Annotated in this window: 17 protein-coding genes; 4 read left to right on the top strand and 13 right to left on the bottom strand. The window is 49.7% G+C overall.

Features of this window, described 5'->3' with window-relative positions; all coding sequences use genetic code 11:
- The first annotated feature begins 20 nt into the window (after positions 1 to 20).
- Positions 21 to 212 carry a FeoB-associated Cys-rich membrane protein gene (locus tag C162_RS18005; protein ID WP_235218462.1) on the top strand — a complete coding sequence of 64 codons (192 nt, stop codon included), beginning with the start codon at positions 21 to 23 and terminating at the stop codon, positions 210 to 212.
- A 111-nt stretch (positions 213 to 323) separates the two neighbouring features.
- Complete coding sequence (locus tag C162_RS37345; RefSeq protein ID WP_256707444.1) at positions 324 to 455, top strand: hypothetical protein; 132 nt, start codon at positions 324 to 326, stop codon at positions 453 to 455.
- A gap of 105 nt (positions 456 to 560) precedes the next feature.
- On the opposite strand, the gene C162_RS18000 is transcribed toward C162_RS37345, so the two are convergent.
- The 5 genes from C162_RS18000 to leuB all read right to left on the bottom strand — a co-directional run bounded on the left by C162_RS18000 (position 561) and on the right by leuB (position 6,249).
- A complete protein-coding gene (locus tag C162_RS18000) occupies positions 561 to 2,093 on the bottom strand; it encodes a leucyl aminopeptidase (protein WP_235218461.1) in 1,533 nt (510 codons plus the stop codon).
- A 130-nt stretch (positions 2,094 to 2,223) separates the two neighbouring features.
- Positions 2,224 to 3,327: an ATP-binding protein gene (locus C162_RS17995; RefSeq protein WP_036696151.1), complete on the bottom strand. Its 1,104-nt coding sequence runs from the start codon at positions 3,325 to 3,327 to the stop codon at positions 2,224 to 2,226.
- A gap of 334 nt (positions 3,328 to 3,661) precedes the next feature.
- On the bottom strand, positions 3,662 to 4,069 hold the full coding sequence (locus tag C162_RS17990) for a hypothetical protein (protein WP_036696149.1): 408 nt from the start codon (positions 4,067 to 4,069) through the stop codon (positions 3,662 to 3,664).
- A gap of 321 nt (positions 4,070 to 4,390) precedes the next feature.
- Complete coding sequence (locus tag C162_RS17985; RefSeq protein ID WP_036696146.1) at positions 4,391 to 4,930, bottom strand: peroxiredoxin; 540 nt, start codon at positions 4,928 to 4,930, stop codon at positions 4,391 to 4,393.
- A 236-nt stretch (positions 4,931 to 5,166) separates the two neighbouring features.
- Positions 5,167 to 6,249, bottom strand: a complete 1,083-nt coding sequence (leuB, locus tag C162_RS17980; protein WP_036696145.1) for a 3-isopropylmalate dehydrogenase — start codon at positions 6,247 to 6,249, stop codon at positions 5,167 to 5,169.
- Positions 6,250 to 6,476: 227 nt separating this feature from the next.
- On the opposite strand from leuB, the gene C162_RS17975 reads away from it, so the two are divergent.
- A complete protein-coding gene (locus C162_RS17975) occupies positions 6,477 to 7,457 on the top strand; it encodes an aldo/keto reductase (protein ID WP_036696143.1) in 981 nt (326 codons plus the stop codon).
- Positions 7,458 to 7,574: 117 nt separating this feature from the next.
- Here the strand turns inward: C162_RS17975 and C162_RS17970 are convergent, their stop codons facing one another.
- The 4 genes from C162_RS17970 to C162_RS17955 all read right to left on the bottom strand — a co-directional run bounded on the left by C162_RS17970 (position 7,575) and on the right by C162_RS17955 (position 10,254).
- Positions 7,575 to 8,666: a LiaF transmembrane domain-containing protein gene (locus C162_RS17970; RefSeq protein ID WP_083678098.1), complete on the bottom strand. Its 1,092-nt coding sequence runs from the start codon at positions 8,664 to 8,666 to the stop codon at positions 7,575 to 7,577.
- 19 nt (positions 8,667 to 8,685) lie between these two features.
- A complete protein-coding gene (locus C162_RS17965) occupies positions 8,686 to 9,183 on the bottom strand; it encodes a hypothetical protein (RefSeq protein WP_036696139.1) in 498 nt (165 codons plus the stop codon).
- A gap of 61 nt (positions 9,184 to 9,244) precedes the next feature.
- The gene (locus C162_RS17960) at positions 9,245 to 9,715 is read right to left on the bottom strand and encodes a zf-HC2 domain-containing protein (protein WP_036696137.1); all 471 of its coding nucleotides are present in this window, start codon (positions 9,713 to 9,715) and stop codon (positions 9,245 to 9,247) included.
- Complete coding sequence (locus C162_RS17955; protein WP_036696135.1) at positions 9,712 to 10,254, bottom strand: RNA polymerase sigma factor; 543 nt, start codon at positions 10,252 to 10,254, stop codon at positions 9,712 to 9,714. The genes C162_RS17960 and C162_RS17955 overlap by 4 nt, the downstream gene beginning before the upstream one ends.
- 212 nt (positions 10,255 to 10,466) lie before the next feature.
- Between C162_RS17955 and C162_RS17950 the strand changes: the two genes are divergently transcribed.
- On the top strand, positions 10,467 to 11,615 hold the full coding sequence (locus C162_RS17950) for a response regulator (RefSeq protein WP_051493657.1): 1,149 nt from the start codon (positions 10,467 to 10,469) through the stop codon (positions 11,613 to 11,615).
- 154 nt (positions 11,616 to 11,769) lie between these two features.
- Here the strand turns inward: C162_RS17950 and C162_RS17945 are convergent, their stop codons facing one another.
- The 4 genes from C162_RS17945 to ilvN all read right to left on the bottom strand — a co-directional run bounded on the left by C162_RS17945 (position 11,770) and on the right by ilvN (position 19,442).
- The gene (locus C162_RS17945) at positions 11,770 to 15,675 is read right to left on the bottom strand and encodes a collagen binding domain-containing protein (RefSeq protein WP_036696132.1); all 3,906 of its coding nucleotides are present in this window, start codon (positions 15,673 to 15,675) and stop codon (positions 11,770 to 11,772) included.
- 459 nt (positions 15,676 to 16,134) lie between these two features.
- A complete protein-coding gene (locus tag C162_RS17940; protein WP_036696128.1) occupies positions 16,135 to 17,676 on the bottom strand; it encodes a 2-isopropylmalate synthase in 1,542 nt (513 codons plus the stop codon).
- 106 nt (positions 17,677 to 17,782) lie between these two features.
- Positions 17,783 to 18,775, bottom strand: coding sequence for a ketol-acid reductoisomerase (gene ilvC / locus C162_RS17935; protein WP_036696125.1), 993 nt, complete (start codon positions 18,773 to 18,775; stop codon positions 17,783 to 17,785).
- A 187-nt stretch (positions 18,776 to 18,962) separates the two neighbouring features.
- The gene (ilvN, locus tag C162_RS17930) at positions 18,963 to 19,442 is read right to left on the bottom strand and encodes an acetolactate synthase small subunit (protein WP_036696181.1); all 480 of its coding nucleotides are present in this window, start codon (positions 19,440 to 19,442) and stop codon (positions 18,963 to 18,965) included.

The raw sequence follows: 19,442 nt of genomic DNA, 5'->3' as shown, positions 1-19,442 counted from the left end.
AGTTATTTTGAGAGGAAGCGATGACAGCAATGATCGTTAATATTGTGATCGTGACGTTAATATTCGGATATTCCGGCTGGATGATCTACCGCCATGTGCAGAAGGGCAAGCAGGGGGCCTGTGCGGGCTGTGACAAGGGCAAGACCTGTCCTGCAGCAGCGATGGATTCCCCTCTGTCCTGTGGCAGTGCTACACTGGGCAGCAAGCGCTAGGATGCAGTTCTACCTGATACAGATTGGTATTCTTTCGTTTAGAAACCTTGGCATGCGGGTATGTTAGTTATAAGCTTTTAACAACCAGACTAGTGCCAAGGAGGAATAACCATGAACACCAAGAAGACTCTGTTTACAACGGTAGCCTTGGGAGCCGCCTACTTGCTGAAGAATAAGAATACACGGGATAAGATTATGAATGGCGTCCAATCCCTGACTGCCCAGATGAAGGCCCGTAAATAGGCTGTCATTCCGCAGTTATGAGAAGCAGGATTCCAAATGCACAAAGAGCCGCAGGTCTCAGGAAACTGAGATTCTGCGGCTCTTTGTCTGTCAGGACGATTCGGGTTAGGCTTCAGGGGAGCGGTAATCCGGTTCAGCCGCAGCGCTCAGCAGATATTCCAGCAAGGTGCGGACCATTACGCCCGTGGCCCCCTTAGGATTCATTCCACGTTCCGCTGACAGAAAAGCAGTCCCTGCAATATCGAGATGCACCCACGGCAGTCCTTCGGCGAATTCTCCAATGAACAGCCCCGCCGTGCTGGCAGCTCCATACCGCCCGGCAGCATTGCGGAGATCCGCAACCTCGCTTGTCAGCATTTCCCGGAATTCAGGATAGACGGGCAACGGCCAGATCTGCTCCCCCGACAGCCTTGAGGCTGCCAAAAGTTCTTCCAGGAATGCTTGATCATTCGTTACTGCCCCTGTAGCCACATCTCCCAGTATCGACACCACAGCTCCTGTCAGCGTGGCTACGTCAATGATCCGCTGCACCCCCCACTCCCGGGCATAGGTAAGCGCATCTCCCAGAATGATCCGGCCCTCCGCATCGGTATTGATAATTTCAATTGTTCTTCCACTGAGAGTAGTAATGATATCACCCGGTTTAAAAGCATTCGCTGCAGGCATATTCTCTGCCGCCGGAATCAGCATGACCACATTGATCTTGGGACGCAAATGCCCCAGCGCATCCATGACCGCCAGAACGGCTGCGGCACCGGCCATATCGCTGTGCATGCTCTCCATGCCCGGTGCCCGCTTCAGAGAGATGCCTCCGGTATCGAAAGTAATTCCTTTGCCGACTATACCTACTGCGTTCTCCCATTGGTTCGTTCCCTGATAGCGGATAACAATCATGCGGGGAGCATTCACACTGCCGCTGCCGACCGCAAGCAATCCGCCCATTCCCTTAAGCTCCAGCTCCCGTTCATCCAACACTTCAGCGGGAAGACCGTGCCGTTCAGCGATTTCTATAGCGGCCATCGCAAGCCCCGACGGAGTCAGCAGATTCCCCGGACGGTTGGTCAAATCACGGGCAAGGTTGGCAGCCTCCCCGAAAGCCTTCCCCCGCTTGATCCCTTGTCTCCAGGCTTCCCCTTCTGCTGCTTCGCTCTTGCCTTGCATACGCAGAAGTACCGTCTCAATACCTGCGTAGGCTGCCTGTTCCAGTTTATATTGTCTTCTGCGGAACGACCCCAGGACCAGCCCTTCCGCGATGGCCTGGCCGGCCTGCTCTGCCTTCAGATCCCCAGCACGCCCGCCTAGTGCCGACGGTACCTGCACAACGAGCGCAGCAGCCTTCAGCCTGTAAGCCGCCTTGGCAGTCTGTGCCATCAGCTGCCGCAGCTCGTGCATACCCATCTGGCCTTTTCCGCTTCCGGCCAGAATGACCACAGGCTGCTCGGGTTGCTCCATTACGGGCATGATATACAGTTGCCCCTGTTTGCCGCTGAACAGCCCCGCTGCGGACAATAGGCGGACTCGCGCGGCCCAGCCCGCCGGAAGTCCTTCTCCCTGTGCCTGTGCCTCTGAGATCATTAGACATACAGCCTCTCCTCGGGCCATGGCTTGACTGGCATCACTGCTCCATTCAATAATCAAAATTCATCCCTCCGACAGACGCAGATAAGGCTGATCTCCCGCACTTGTTCGTGCATTGCAGGAATCAGCCCTTACATATTGATTATAACCCGTATGCACTCCACCGAGAACAACGGGCTTAAAATAAGCATTAATGAGTAAGCGGAAGTGAAATGACGAATCGGGTTCCTTCATTCAGCCGGCTGCTGACCGAGATGCAGCCGCCATGATTCTTGATGATCCGGTCACTGACGGAGAGTCCAAGTCCCGTCCCATTCTCCTTCGTGGTGAAGAACGGATTGAACAGTCTGTCAAGCGTGCAGATATCCATTCCCTTGCCGTTGTCAGAGATGAAGATGCGCACCTCTGTTCCTTCTTTACGTGCGCCTACCTCAATTCGCCCTACAGAATCATCCACCCGCTCCGAGATTGCTTCCATCGCATTTCTGATCATATTCAGCACAACCTGCTTCATTTGCTTAATATCCCCTGAGATGGCCAGGTCCTCCTGGAGCACCTGCAAGTTGATCTGGCAGCCCTTCATCAGCGCCTCGCTCTCTGTCAGCAGGACTACTTCCTTCAGTAATGCAGAGACAGGAATCATGCTGATCTGCGGCACAGAAGGCTTAGAGGAAGTCAGAAATTCATGAATAATGTCATTGGCACGGTCAATCTCCGCTAATATAATCTTCGCATATTCTTCTTTGCCGAGCAGATGCAGATGGGGATGAAGCAATTGGATGAACCCCCGGATAGCCGTCAGGGGATTGCGGATCTCATGGGCGATGGATGCCGATAACCGGCCCAGCATGGCCAGGCTGTCATTCTGGTAAGCTGTCTGTTCAATTAGCTTGTAGTCGGAGATCTCTTTGAATGTGAACAGGTAGCTGCCCTTCATTTCCTCTCCGCTGGACAGGGTTGCGCGCCAGTACCGTCCATATTCATCCACAAATTCATAGCTTGGCTTACCTTTGAGCACCATTTCACGGTAACTCCTGAGCACCTGCTTCTTCTTGAAGCGGCTAAGCTGAATATGGGATAACAGATGATGCAAGGTGCAACCCAGAAGAGAGTGACGGTTAAGCTCCAGAATGCCATACATCTGCTTGTTGACAAAAGTTAGCACACCCTCATCATCAAAAAGCAGAATCCCGCTGTCGATGTGCTCCAGCACATCCTCAAATGTGGTATCCATCGGACCAGATTGAAACGTTCTTGCCGATAATAGCAAGCTTTCCTGATATTGGCTTATCACGATACGAAGTTCCCCCTTTTACTGCAATTGACGAAGACGCTTAAGCGACATCAAATTACTATGTATCTGAGTATATGACGAAGCCGCCAGAACATTCGAAAATCGTATTGTATTATCCAACCGTTTCAACTATATTCCAATCATATCCAAGAGAAGAAGACAACGCAATCAGAGAATCTGTCGAATGACAAAAATATTCCTAAAATGATTCTAAAGACACATTTAAGTAGGAGGGGAATGATTTATTTCCTGCAAATACATTGAAAAGAGCCCCCGCCATATGGCGGGAGCTCACTAATTTATAACATGATGGTGGCAGGAGCTAGACAGATATTCAAGCCTTCTGCTGGAGCCGGAGACGCCGCTGGCTCATGACAGCCAGACGCTTCTTCAGCTCACGTTCCCATTTGGAGTCGCCGATCTGTTTAGCAACTGCCAGCAGGTCCAGCGACATATCGATCTGGCTGCGTATGATCGCGAGCGGGTCCTCGCTCTCCATATTGATGACGTTCTCGAAGATCGCTTCCTCTTCCTCCATCACATAATCCTGGAAATCCACATCCGTGACGCCGTCGCCATGGGCATATTCTGCCAGAATTTCATATTCATTCTCGACTTTGTAATGTACCTCTACCCGGTGGCATACCGGACAAAAAAGCAGGGGAACATTATGGACTTGCGTGCGATAATGCTTTAGGGTCCCCTTCGTTCCAACCATACTCGCTCCACAGCAAAAGCTCATTTTTGTTCACCCTCCTTGAGTGTTGTCGTTGATTTGAATTCCTATTAGTATATTACAAAGCAGCGGGAGAGATTCCTCCCCTTACAAGCTATATATTAACCTTTATGCCCATTTTCAAACGCCTGCCCTTATCTCAAGTGGAAACGGTTTTGCCGTCCTTTTAAAGGACGGTACCGTTCCAGCGAGAACGATAAGGATAATTATAGCGCGAAGCATATACATTCTTATCTTTTTGCAAAAAACCTCCTTGAAGGGAATAATACTTCCCGCAAGGAGGTCCTCTTAGTATATCAAAGATCGCGGCTCATGAGGCCCGGAAGCTTACAGGTTCTTGTCGCCTGGTTTCCAGTTCATAGCGCACAGCCCGCCGGATTGGAGAGCCTGCAGCACACGCAATGTCTCTTCAACACTGCGGCCTACATCATTATGGTTAACAACCTGATACTTCAGTTCACCTTCAGGATCGATGATGAACAGTCCGCGCAGCGCAATGCCTTCTTCTTCAATCAGGACGCCATAATCACTGGCAACCTTCTTCGTGATATCAGAGGCCAGCGGGAAGTTGACCGGACCCAGACCGTTCATATCCTTAGGTGTGCTCAGCCAAGCCTTATGGCTGTGGATCGAGTCCACGCTCACACCGAGAATCTCTGTATCAAGCTCTGCGAAATCAGCAGCAGCATCACTCAAGGCTGTGATTTCAGTTGGACATACGAAGGTGAAATCAAGCGGATAGAAGAAGAATACAAGCCATTTGCCGCGATAGTCGGACAAGCTTACCTTACCGAAATCCTTACCGTCTCCTGTTACTGTCTCCATGAAGAAGTCAGGAGCGGGTTTACCTACCAAACGTTCTGCCATTGCTTAAATCCTCCTTTTGATTATGTAAGAAAAACAGCTACGGACCGTTGCCGGATGCAATATGCTTTTCTTGATTTTATGGGATGGTTACATTCTTACGGGTACAGACCAAATGTTATCATCGTACAAAATCAAAGTCAATATTACATTGATTACTTTTTTATAATAATTATAAATAAGCAACATTTTGTGAAGTTTTTCTCCGTTCTGCGTCAAAAGGGATACATGTGGTAGAACTAGGCTTTGCGGATAGCTGCTACAATCAGGTCACCCATCTCTGTGGTGCTGATCGCCTTGCTCTTATCAACTGCGATATCACTGGTGCGGTGACCGGCATCCAGTACCTCTGCAACTGCGGCTTCAATGGCAGCGGCTGCATTCTCGTAGCCGAAGGTCATGCGGAACATCAGTGCAAGCGACAGGATCGTGGCGATCGGGTTCGCCAGTCCTTGTCCGGCAATATCAGGCGCGGAGCCGTGAACCGGCTCATAGAGGCCATAGCTGCCTTCTCCCAGTGAAGCGGAGGCCAGCATACCAATCGAGCCTGTCAGCATCGCTGCTTCATCGCTCAGGATATCGCCGAACATATTCTCGGTCACGATGACATCGAAGCTCGAAGGACGGCGCAGCAGCTGCATCGCACAGTTATCCACCAGCACATGCTCAACCTCAACCTGCGGATATTCCGGCGCCACTCTGTTCACCACTTCACGCCACAGACGGGAGGTCTCCAGTACATTGGCTTTGTCTACGCTCGCCAGCTTACCCCGGCGCTTCCCGGCAATCTCGAACGCCTGGCGTACAATCCGCTCAACCTCCATGACATTATAGACACAAGTGTCTACCGCTTCTTCTCCATGCTCGCCTTGACGGCGCAGCTTGTCCCCGAAGTAGATCCCGCCTGTCAATTCACGTACGACCATCAGGTCTGTTCCTTCCAGTACCTCCGGCTTCAGCGTCGAAGCATCCTTCAGACAATCGAAGACCACTGCCGGTCGCAGATTGGAGAATAGACCAAGCGCCTTGCGGATACCCAGCAGTCCAGTCTCCGGACGCAGCTCCTTCGGATTGTTATCCCACTTCGGTCCGCCTACGGCTCCAAGCAATACAGCATCGGCGCTGCGGCAGATCGCAAGCGTATCCTCAGGCAGCGGAGTTCCGCGTTCATCAATGGCGATTCCGCCGAACAGGGCGTGCTCCGTTTCAAATGTATACCCGAACAACTCTTCCGTTCTCTTCAATACCTTTTCTGCTTCTGCCACAACTTCAGGTCCGATACCGTCCCCGGCAATTACGGCGATTTTTTTGACCTCGCTCATTCCTGTCACTCCTTAGGTAGTCCTGCTGGTCGCAGACATAGTTCTTCTGTATATTGTTGTATCATAACGAAGGACAAAGGACAAAGATATAGATTCTATCACGTTCATAGATATAGCCTATAAGTGAAGCGGAGCGTGAATTTGCCCTTGTCCCGCCAATTGATTACAATTAATGGGCAGGTGAAATTATCGGATCTCTAATCATATGGAAGAGGAGTGATCTTAAGATGCAATACGCGAAGCTTGGCAAGTCTGGTATGAAGGTAAGCCGCCTCTGTCTGGGAACGATGAACTTCGGTCCCATCACCGACGAGAAGGAAGCCTTCCGCATTATGGATGCAGCGCTGGACGCGGGAGTCCAGTTTTTTGATACTGCCAATGTGTACGGATGGGGTGAGAACTCGGGTCTGACCGAGACCATTATCGGCCGCTGGTTCAAGCAGGGCGGCGGACGCCGTGAGAAGGTTGTCCTGGCGACCAAGGTCTACGGGGCGATGAGCGACAAGCTGGATGGACCCAATGATGAAGGCGGCCTCTCTTCCTACATTATCCGCCGTCATCTAGAGGGCTCCTTGCAGCGTCTGCAGACCGATCACATCGAACTCTACCAGATGCACCATATCGACCGTAACGTGTCCTGGGACGAGCTGTGGGGCGCCTTTGAGCTTGCGGTCAGCCAAGGCAAGATCGGCTACACCGGCTCCAGCAACTTCGCCGGCTGGGATATTGCCGTTGCCCAGCAGGAGGCGAAGGCCCGCGGGTTCCTCGGACTGGTATCCGAGCAACATAAATACAGCCTGACCTGCCGTCTGCCAGAGCTTGAAGTTCTGCCTGCGGCGCAGCATCTGGGCCTAGGCATTATTCCTTGGAGTCCGCTTGACGGAGGACTGCTTGGCCGCAATGCGTTGAAAAAGATTGAGGGCAGCCGCAGCGGCGGCAACGCGGAACGTGTGGAGCAGCACAAGAAGCAGCTTGAGGCCTTTGCGGAACTGAGCCTGGAGCTGGGTGAGCCGCAGGATAATATCGCTCTGGCCTGGCTGCTGGCGAATCCTGCCGTCACAGCTCCAATAATCGGACCGCGTACCCTGGAGCAATTCGAGAGCGCGCTGCGCAGCCTGGAGGTTGTTCTGGACGAATCCGTGCTGAAGCGTCTGGACGAGATTTTCCCCGGACCCGGCGGCGCAGCTCCGAAGGCATATGCATGGTAATCGGGACTAACTGGCTGCAGCCCGCATAATCTCCCGGAAATCATTTCTTCTCTTACAATAAAGAGCTGTTCACCGGCATAATGTTACCGGTGAACAGCTCTTTGTGCTTGATGTCTTTTATTGCGCCGTATCCACTGTTATAGAACCATTGCTGGTGGACAAGGTGACCTCATGGGTGCCTTTGCCAAGTACAGCCGTTCCATGGTCCTCATCGTCGCCGCCCCAGTCCACATCGCCTTTAAGCGATCCGTTACTGGTATCTGCCGTAATCTTGGCATCCGTTACCGCAGGAAGGCCTAAGACAATCTTGCCGTTGCTGGATTTCAGCTCCCATGCACCCGTGATTGCCGAGTTCACTGTTATCTTGCCGTTACTGCTTCTGGCCGACACAGCGCCGTCAATATTCCCGAGCGTAATCGCACCGTTCGAGCTAACCAGATCTGCTCCGCCCTGTACATTCTTTACCGTCAGCGTGCCATTGCTGCTATGAGCCTTCACACCTCCAGAGACATCATGGATATCCATCGTTCCGTTGCTCGTATCCACATTAATGCCTGCGGCCAGTCCCCCGGCTTCGATGGAACCGTCACTGGTCTCTACCTGAGCGGCCAGATTCTGCGGAATGCTGACATTCAGATATGGCGCATTGTTGTTGAAGCCGATCTGGATATTGGAGAGCCAGCCTGAATCTCCCTCAAGCGCCATCACAAGCGTGTCGCCCTCGGTCGTCACTTTCCATTTACGCTCCAGAGCACTTGCCGCTTCATTGTCTGTATTGCCCGGCAGCTCCAGCTTCCCTTCATACGCCAGCGTGTTCCCATCCACACCCTGAAGCTTAACCTTGCCTTGGGGCAGATTAATCCGCACGTTCTTAATATCCTGCTGCACTTCTACCTTCCCGTTCACCGGCACCAGCTTGGTATTGCCGAAGATACTGCTCAGCGATCCTCCAGCCAACACCGTCTGTGCCCCGCTTGCCGCTATAAGCACAATGATCAGCAGAATGGCCCAGCCGCTTACCCGGCTTTTGACATCGGATTTGATGAAGAGCCTAAGCAGCATCTCCAGGCCGAACAGGATAAGCAGGGCCGGCCAGATATAGCCCAGCACATCGTACGTGATTGCACCATACTGAGCCATGACTACAATAACGCCTACTATTATGCACCCTATTGCGGCGGTAAAGCTGCCGATTTTCCATCTCCCCATCCTTCAATTCCCCATTTCACTATACTTTTGAATTATTCTTCAGCATCCTGAATCCATACCCGATCAAGGCAAGCGACAGTAGAATCGCTCCGATATTCATATCGCTCAGAATTTCCCACAAAGCGGGAAATGCAGTGATAAGCAGCAGCAGGATGCCCGCGATAACACACCCTATACCGACCCACACCGGATTCACATCATCATGCGGGTACATCGGGGGCGCAGACATTCCCATCGACCAGGGTGCTCCAAAGCTGTCCGGATGGAACATCATCCGCTCATGCTCGGCAGCCGATACCTTCATCCAAGCCGCCTTTTGCAGCGCATCGAATAATTGATAGAACCAGAGCGCAGCAAGCGCGAACGGAAACACGGCGGGCATTGACGGAATGAATATAATACAGAGCGATGCTCCAATCATATACTCCAGACCCAATTTTTTAAAGCCCAGATACATGTGGCCCAGTCCTGGAACCATAGCCAGGAGAAACGTGAGCCAGCGTCTTTTCTTAATCATATGTTACCCTCCCAAAAGTTTTGTTGAAATAAAATAGATAACCGGCGAAGCCGCTATGGATTTATTTATTGTTACCTTGCGGGCCGAACCAGGAACTGACCGATGTGGACATATGCCCGTTGATTTCAGTAATGCCATAGGCCAAATTCTCAAATACGCCAAGCTGCAGCAGGAGAAACGTCAGACCAACTGCCACACCGTAATGCATCCAGGAGGTTCCCCGGGTCGTGCGCCGTCTGGTCATGGTGGATTTCACGATTCGTTCTCTGCGCCCGTTCTCCAGCTGGCCGATCCTTGCCATAACATCCCCGGTCAAATCAGGGAAGTCATGCGGCAACACGGGCTCCTGCCCGTTAAGATCAAGCCCGGCTTCCATATCGCTCCACATCGCCGCAAGCCCGCGCGCCTCCTCCAGCCATTCCGCGCAGCCGGGGCAGGTCAGGGTATGCAGATAGATGGCCTGCTGGGCCTCTGGTGACAACTGTCCATCTATATAATGCGGCATCCACTCTTTTACTGTTGAACAATTCATCGCCATTCCTCCCCGCTTTTGCGCATCATCTGTCTGGCCCGATAGAGCTGCGATTCAACCGTTTTAACTGAAATCCCTTTTTGTTCAGCAATCTCCTGATACGAGTGTCGCTGAAAATAGTACAGCTGCACAACCGACCGGTACGGTTCCGCCAGACTATTCAGGTTCTCACCCAGCTCACGGGAGGCCTCCTTGCGAAGCACTGCCTGTTCAGGTGTCTGTGAAGTCACCCAGTCATTCTCTGTGTAATCTGCCGTACTCCGGTGCCGCCATTCCCGGTCATTGGCCCGTTTCCAGTCCAGACAGGTGCGGTAAGCAATCCGGTACAGCCAGGTGGAGAAGGAAGACTGTCCTCTGAAGGTGGGAAGAGCTTTATAGGCTTTGATGAAGACTTCCTGAGCCATATCCTTGGCAGACTCGGCTTCTCCTGTAATTTTGATACACACACTATATACCATGCCTTGATAACGGGTCACCAGATTCCCGAAGGTCTGATGCTCACCGCTTAGCACAGCACTGATCCACTCCGTCTCTTCCAAGTCTTTCTTCCCTCCTTCAGCTACATAACGTTAGACGCCTGGCTTTAAGGTTCCACTGCATGGTTTTTTAATTTATTTTAGAATAACAGTATTTCTATTCAAAAATCAGCCTCAAGCGCAAGCTTAGAGGGAGGATAACCCGCATCCTTGTCGAATTATCCTTAAACAGCCTATGACAAGACAACATTCCTTAATGAAGTGGTGGGATAGATATGATTCAGGCCTTGCTGGTAGATGATGAACGGCTTGCTCTTATGAAGCTGAAAAAGATGCTGGAAGAACTGACAACTATAAATGTAATCGCTGCTTATACTGATCCCTCCGAGGCGGTCAATGCAGCTCCGCTGCTACGCCCTGATGTGATTTTTCTCGACATTGATATGCCTGAGATGAATGGCGTCCAGGCTGCGGAGGCCATGCAAAGGCTGTGCCCGCAGGCAAGCATCGTATTTGTGACTGCCCATAACAGCTACGCCATCGAAGCGTTCGAGCTTTATGCGCTTGACTATGTTCTTAAGCCTGTACAGCGGGGCCGTCTGCTGAAGACCATTGAGCGGCTGGAGGAGCGTGTCAGCCAGGCACAGGATGATTCCCGCAAGCCTGCGCAGACGGTCATGATCCGCAGCTTCCAGTCACTAAGATTCGAACGCAGCGGCCAGCCGCTGCCCAATATCCGCTGGCGCACCACCAAGGCACAGGAATTATTCGCTTATTTATTTCATAACCGCAACCGGTTCGTAAGCAAAGATACCTTAACCGATTTGCTGTGGCCCGATTTCAATCTCAAGAAGGCCTCCACTCATCTTTATACAACGATTTATCAGGTTCGGCAATCCCTGAAGCAGGCAGAGATCGATCTGCAGATCAGCAATGCCAGCGGGGGAGAAGGCTACACCCTGGAGACCGGCAGCCTGCTGATAGATAACTACGAATGGGAGAAGGGCATTCTGACTCAAGATGCCATCAATAAGGACAACTATGAGGAGCATCAGCGGTTGTTCGATTTCTATTCGGGCGACTATCTGAACGATTACGATTACCTCTGGGCTGAAGGGGAACGGCAGCGTCTACGGACCATCTGGCTGCATCACGCAATGAATATCGCCGAATTCTATGTCGACAGCGGCCGGATACCGGAAGCAGTTACCGTGTACCAGAGGGTGGTGCAACTCCAGCCTTATTTTGAACAGGGGCATCTCGGGCTGATGAAGGTCTACGACAGCATCGGGGAGCGTTCAGCGGTAGAGGAGCAATATCATATTCTGACGGATTTACTGAAGCGGGAGCTCGGCGTGAAGCCGCCCGCGAGTATTAAGCGCTGGTATGACGAATGGAAGCATCTTAACCTCAGAAGTATGTGATTCTCCATAATAGAAACGGCAATGCCGACCTTTCAGGGGACGGTATTATTTCAGCGACTTTATATTTGTTACAGCAAAGACACCCGCAACCTGCTGCGGGTGTCTTTGTCTATACTGCCATATTAGCTGTTAATGCTTGATAAGGTGTTCTCTCCTACATTTTCTTGCGGGCATTGAATCTTCTGGACAGTATAACTCCCAGAATAATCAAGCCGCCGCCAGTCAGATACAGCGGGAGAGGACTTTCTTCTCCGGTCTGTGGAAGCTTGCCGGGAAGTCCGCTGTTGTTGCCTTTGTCAGTTGGCTCAGTAACCGTGCCCTTAGGCACTTCATCGACGCCAACTTCAATTGTAATCTCTTCCTCATTGCCGTCTTCATCTGTAACGACAATCGTGAATTTATCCTTGCCGGTGTAGCCTGGATCTGGAGTATACGTCCATTTGCCATCCGGTGTAATTGTTACTGTACCATGCGCCGGCTCATCACTGATGCTAGGGATTCCCCCCAGCGGAATCTCACCATCGATAGGCACTTCCTCAATCGTAGTCACCTGTGTAGCTTGCGGCGTTGGAGTGCTAACCGTTCCAGGCTGGGCCGGTGTGGCTGCTGGCGTAACTGCCGGTGTAATTACAGGTGTTGCTGTAACCCCAGGAGTACTTGAAGCATCCGGAGTCACGGTTGGTGCCGGTGTTACCGACGGTGTCGGTGTTGATGTAACAACTACTCCAGGAACACTTGATGTTTCAGGTGTAGGTGTGTAGTATACCGGTGGTGATGTTGGTACCGTTGTCGGTTCTGTTGTTGGCGCCGTTGTCGGTGCTGTCGTTGGCACCGTTGTCGGTTCTGTTGTTGGCGCCGTTGTCGGTGCTGTCGTTGGCGCCGTTGTCGGTTCTGCCGTTGGCGCCGTAGTCGGTGCTGTTGTTGGCGCCGTAGTCGGTGCTGTTGTTGGCGCCGTTGTCGGTGCTGTTGTTGGCGCCGTTGTCGGTGCTGTTGTTGGCGCCGTAGTTGGTGTTGCTGTTGGCGCCGGTGTTGGTGTTGCTGTTGGCGCCGGTGTTGCTGTCGGCACCGGTGTTGGCGTTGCTATCTTCTGGTTTTTCACAGTCACAGTCGTTTCCAGTGTAGAATTAAAAGTTACTGGATAACGAGTAGGATTAAGGCTATAACCGGCTGGTGCAGTAATTTCCTGCAATGTATATGTCCCCGGCCATAGATTATTAAAGTTTATTTCCCCTTTAGAATCGGTAGTGAGTGTGTTAAAGGCAGCTTCAGTTCCTCCAGCTTTGCGATAAAGTGTAAACGTAGCACCACTTAACTTAAGTGAAGATTGGGCAGAATCCTCTTTAACAACCTTCAGGTTTTTTCTACTGCCTGTTCCTACGCCGTCTGCATCTGACAGTGCAACTGGAACATCCTTGCTGGTTTGCTTGGTGAACGTTGTAGAATTTTCTCCGCTTATTTTCACACTATTGGAAACTGTATCCCCATCGTTGGCCACAATCAGTGACTCATACTCCAAAATATAAGGTTTCTCTATAGGAGCCTTGAAACTGAGTACAAACTGTTGTTTACCAAGATCAGGGTCAGTAGTGATGACCAGATCATAATCCGTTCCCTTAGTTAGCGGCGTAGCCACCTTATTAACAGTACCTCCTGAATTAACTGTAGTACCATACAGTTTGAACGAGTCTGGAAGAAGGATTTGATTGTTACTTGGATCATCTACTATTTTAGCTGACTCAATGTATGACTGATTGTGGTTAATATTCACAGTCCATTTAATGTTCAAATTATTCTGTGTTCCCGACTTTGTAACATATTCGCCGGCTTTGGGAATCGTCACTGAAGCCTTGAGGTCTTTGGACTCCGGTTTTGTACCACTATACAGGTTAGCAGTGTTGTTCAACGTTGATGTATTAGTCAATTGGCCTTTAAGACTTGTTTTAAAAGTAATAACATAACCCGTTGTAATTGTTTTTGTGAAATCTATTTGCAGCAGTTTACTCACTTCATTATAGCTAACATTATAATCTGTACCCGGAGCAAGCTTAATTGATCCTTTGGAGTAACCACCATCTCCATTGACATTCATAGTGTGAATTTCTACAGAAGAAGGCACGAATTTTTGATTATCCAGAAGTACGTCTGTTACTTTAGCATTTACTAGTGTATGCCGGTTAAAATTCACACCAACTGTCCAAGTGATCTCCTTTTCTTTTGCATTGTAGCTTCCACTCTTATAACCGTTGGCTTTCTCTGCAGAAACAAGATCAAAGTTTGCAGTTACAGTTTTTGTTTTAAGTTCCGTGGAGTTAGGATTATTCCATTCTACCGTCGCTTGATTTACGAAATCAGCATCCTTTGTAAGCCAATCATAATTCAGCCATTTATTATCAAAATAAGTATCATAACTTATCGTATAAGGTCCACTAATTGGTGAACTAAATACAACATTAAAACCTGTAGTATTGACTAGATTCTCAATAGTATAACCTGTGGTAATCGTTGATGTACCTTGTTTAACAACAATAGTTTCGGGAATAATCTCCAGACCTTTATTGGTGAAAATATCCTTAACCACTACATTCTCCATCGGATAACTGTCACCATTAATAGCCACTGTCCAAGTAACCTTTTTACTGTTGTAGTTTACACTTGCAGACTTATTAATAATCACTTGATCAATAGTTCTTACTCCAGGTACAGTTGTAGATCCGGATGTAACCGAGTTGTTAATAGTCTCAGGTCCCTCAACTCGCTTGATCGCCTTTGTCTGATACTGAATTTGGTACGCACTGTTGATGTTTTCATTGAATTTCAGTTCAAATCCGTTCTTCTCAGGCTGGGTTGCAGGATTAACCGTATAATTACTAACCTCAGTGCTTCCAACAGTTCCAGCCGCATCTGTCAGGAAATTTACCGGAAATACCTTTACGGAACCCTTTACCAATTCCTGTGAGTCATCAAAATAATCCTTTAAAACGGCATCATCTTTAAGAACCGATGACTCGTTATAGTTATAATTGATCTCCCAGTAGGTTACCTGGGTTGCAGAATGATAATCAGATGATTTTTTGCTCAGATAAGCTCCTCTAGTAACATTGACTGTTGCCGATGCAGGGACAGCCTGTAAGTTTGTTCCACTGAAAGAAGCATTATTTGTAAAGTTTGTTTTGGTTGCATCAGTAATATCGGTAGTGAACTGAATCCGATAAGCGCCAATAATTGGCGATTCATTAAATGCGACATTCAGATTACCCGAAGGAGTTGTAACCGAATACCTGGAGTTTGAAATTTCTGACCCTTGTGTAACTGACCCGTTAAGTTTAACATTCAGATCATATACTTTAACATCCAGTGGATTAGTCAAAGTAAGACCTGCAGGAATAGTATCAAGGAGATTAGCTCCATAGACGCTATCCAATACTTTATTAACGTCGACACTCCAAACAATTTGTTTCGCATTTAGATTACCTGAGTTAGTTCCTTTAGGAACACCGCTTTTGGAGATTGTCAAGTCTACCTTAGGCTTGAAAGTAATTGTAACTGTCTGATTTCCGCCGTCAATAGGGAAGACAATCGTCTGTACTGTTGTTTCGGTGAATTTGCTCATATCAAAAGAGGTTTTAATTGTAAAGGAACCATGCACTCCGAAAAACTTATCTACATCATTGCCCAACGTCATTACAACCTTATTCGGGCTGCCTTTAATTACATCAAAGTATCCCAAATTCATTCCATCCGCCACAAGTGCCACATTTTTAATATCTGAAGCGAGCACAAATTTGTCAGGCAAATCAAAGGAGTAAGTATCTCCCCCTTTAAAATTATGGTTATCGGGAAGCTCCCAGTTATAAGTCAGCTTGACCTCAGCCCCCTGCTTGTAGACAACATCCGTTACAGGAACACCATTATCGTAGACTGACATAGTCACACTCGTAATTAGTGGATCTGTTATCTCCGTCCCATCCGCCTTAACCTTCGTCATGAACCCGAAACCGCTGGCAAACTGTGTAATCAGCATTACAACAACCAGCCAGGCGCCTATCGTCTTTTTCTTCATATAATTATAACCTCTCTCTTTAGCAAAATGATTGTTCCAGCGTCGCCATTACCCGTTCCCGCCTGCTTCTTCCCGATCGTCCCCCTGTCGCTAGTATGTATGTGGGCCTTCAATTTCGCTTGTACTGTACTTTCGTAACTTTACTTCCCGCCTCTGAACAATTTCTGAACAGATTATGAGATAAATCATAGATAACTTAAAAATAAAATATTTTTTATGACAAAAAGAGCGTTTCAAACGCAGGATATGAGGAATCCACACTGGGTTATGAACTTTTTTTCATCTTTCCGACTCATCTTGTTCATTCTTTTCATTCAAAAACTTGTTTCAAATCCTCTTCAGCTGGATTCAAAACCAAAATTCTCAGCGCAAAAAAATTTCTACAGATTTTTGAACAAAAAAAGAAGCCTCCCCGGACCAATCGTACTGGTCCGGGGAAGCTTCTTTTAAATAATTGAATTAGAGATTGGCATGCTCACGCTTGGTGTAGGTCTTGCGCTTCTCAATCAGCTTGTTCAGTGCATCCAGGTAGGCTCTGGCACTCGCTTCAAGAATATCGGTGCTAAGTCCGCGGCCCTGCGCAGCAACCTCGCCTTGCGAGAGCACCACATGTACCTCACCCTGAGCATCTTTACCTCTGCTGACGGCTTTAATCGAGTAATCGCCAAGTGTGACTTCTTCCCCTGTAGCCTGGTCAATGGCATTGTAGATTGCGTCTACCGAGCCGTTGCCTTCGGCAACCGCCACAATCGGCTGCGGGTCCTGGCCGTGAATGATTACCTTAGCGGTTGGAGTAGCCTCATTGCCATACGTAACATAGATCGTCTGCAAGCTGAAGGTCTCCGGCGTATCGATCAGCTTCTCTTCCAGAAGCGCAAGGATATCCTCGTCCGAGACTTCTTTTTTCTTATCGGCGAGATCCTTGAACTTGGCAAAAGCGGCATTGACCTCTTCCTCAGAGATGTCATAGCCCAGATCACTCAGCTTATCGCGGAAAGCGTGACGGCCCGAATGCTTGCCGAGCACCAGCTTGCTTTCTTTGAGACCGATCGTTTCCGGTGTCATAATCTCGTAAGTCGTCTTCTCCTTCAGCATGCCATCCTGATGAATCCCGGATTCATGGGCGAAGGCATTGGCGCCGACAATCGCCTTGTTGCCCGGCACAACCATCCCTGTCAGCTTGCTGACGAGACGGCTGGTACGGGAGATTTCAGACAGGACCAGAGAGGTCTTAGCACCGAAATACTCACTGCGGGTCTCAAGCGCCAGAGCGACCTCTTCAATCGCTGTATTGCCGGCACGTTCCCCGATCCCGTTAATCGTACCCTCAATCTGGTCTGCACCATTCTGAATGGCAGCGAGGGTATTGGCAGTAGCCATCCCCAGATCATTATGACAATGGGCGCTAAGCTGTACCCGCTCGATATCAGGCACCGTATCCTTCAGGAATTTGAAGATGTCTCCGTATTCCGCAGGATTCAGGTAACCGACCGTATCTGGAATATTCACCACATTCGCACCCTCGCGGATCGCCATCGCCACCATTTCGGCCATGAAATCACGTTCGGTACGGCCGGCGTCCTCCAGGGAGAATTCCAGCTTGGGAAAATACTTCTTAGCATAGCGGATCGCCGATTGTGCCGTTTCCAGCACCTGTGACTTCTCCATGCGCAGCTTATGCTGACGGTGTATCGGCGAGGTTGCCAGGAAAATATGAATACAAGGGTCCTGTGCCCCCTGCAGCGCTTCCTTGACCGCATCAATATCGCTCTCTCTGGAACGGGACAGACCGATTACAGTGACATTCTTAACCGCTCTGGCCACTGCGTTCACCGCAGCCAGATCTCCCGGCGAAGCGGCAGGGAAGCCTGCCTCCATCCGGTCAATTCCCAGCTTTTCCAGCTGATAAGCGATTTCTACCTTCTCACGCGTATTGAGGTTCACACCCGGCGACTGCTCCCCGTCACGCAGCGTCGTGTCGAACACATAAATTTTCCGCATGCTGAGCACCTCCTGAAGATTGTCCATAAACCCTCAAATGCGGCCCGCAAAATTACGGCCGCATCTGAGGGTTACCTATGGTTCATTGCAATTGTAAGTATACGACCTATTTCTTAATCCAGTGCATCATTTCACGCAGCTGGCTGCCGACTACTTCTACCGGATGAGCAGCTTCGTTGCGGCGGGTAGCGGTCAGGAAGGCACGACCGGATTGGTTCTCAAGGATAAAGTCGCGGGCGAATTTACCTTGCTGAATATCAGACAGTACTTCTTTCATAGCTTTCTTAGTCTCAGCAGTAATGATGCGTGGTCCAGTTACATAGTCACCGTATTCCGCAGTGTTACTGATGGAATCGCGCATGCTGGACAATCCGCCTTCATATACCATGTCAACGATCAGCTTCAGCTCATGCAAGCACTCGAAGTAAGCCATCTCAGGAGCATATCCGGCTTCAGTCAATGTCTCGAAGCCAGCCTTGATCAGTTCGGACACACCGCCGCAGAGGACAGCCTGTTCACCGAACAGATCCGTTTCAGTCTCTTCACGGAAGGAGGTTTCGATAACTCCCGCACGAGTACAGCCGATGCCTTTGGCATACGCCAGACCGATAGCCTTGGCATTGCCGGTTGCATCCTGTTCAATAGCGATCAGGCCGGGAACGCCGAAGCCTTCAACATAAGTACGGCGTACCATGTGTCCCGGGGATTTAGGAGCTACCAGCAGCACATCGGCATCCTTAGGAGCTACGATTTGTCCGAAATGTACATTGAAGCCGTGGGAGAACATCAGAGCCGCACCATTCTTAAGGTTCGGTTCGATATCGTTCTTATATACAGATGCCTGTGTTTCGTCCGGCATAAGGATTTGTACCACATCTGCACGGGATACCGCTTCTGCTACAGACAATACTTCAAAGCCGTCATTCTTGGCAGTATCAAATGATTTACCTTCACGCAGACCGATAACCACCTGAAGACCACTGTCACGCAGGTTCTGTGCCTGGGCATGTCCTTGGCTACCGTACCCGATTACCGCAATTGTCTTTCCTTTCAATACGCTAAGCTCTGCATCCTGTTCATAGTACGTTGTAACTGCCATTGTCAAAATCCTCCTTTAATTTGGGACCCATCGTAAAGAGCGGGTGCTTCAAAAACACGTTGCATATTAGTCTTACTATATAATGACGCGTTCCTCAAGCCCCCGCTCTTTCGCGGGCAAGTCTAAGCTAATCTTAATAAATTAATGCACGCAAGCAGTAATTCGTTAAAGCTGTAAAATGTGACGATTAGGCATTCCCGCGAATCATCGCCGTTACTCCAGTCCGGGACAGCTCCTTTATACCATAAGGCTTCAGCAGCTCGATCATTGCATCAATCTTGGTGGTATCTCCAACTACCTGTACTAGCAGGCTGGTTGAGCCAATATCTACTACAGAAGCACGGAAGGTTTCGACTACGCCCATAATCTCCGGCCGTTCTGACGGCTCTGCCTTCACCTTAATTAGTGCCAGCTCCCGGGCTACCATTGGTTTTGCGCCCAGATCAACTACCTTGATTACATCGATCAGCTTGTACAACTGCTTCTCAATCTGCTCCAGGGTATGCTGGTCGCCCAGTGTTACAATTACCATCCGGGACAATCCGACCTCTTCGGATTGTCCAACCGTAATACTCTCAATATTGAAGCCGCGGCGGCCGAATAATCCGGATACCCGCTGCAACACACCAGGCTGGTCATTTACGAGCACAGCAATCGTATGTCTCAT

The organism is Paenibacillus sp. FSL R7-269, from assembly GCF_000517865.1.
Classification (GTDB): Bacteria; Bacillota; Bacilli; order Paenibacillales; family Paenibacillaceae; genus Paenibacillus_AQ.
This window is presented reverse-complemented; position numbering and strand designations above follow the sequence as displayed.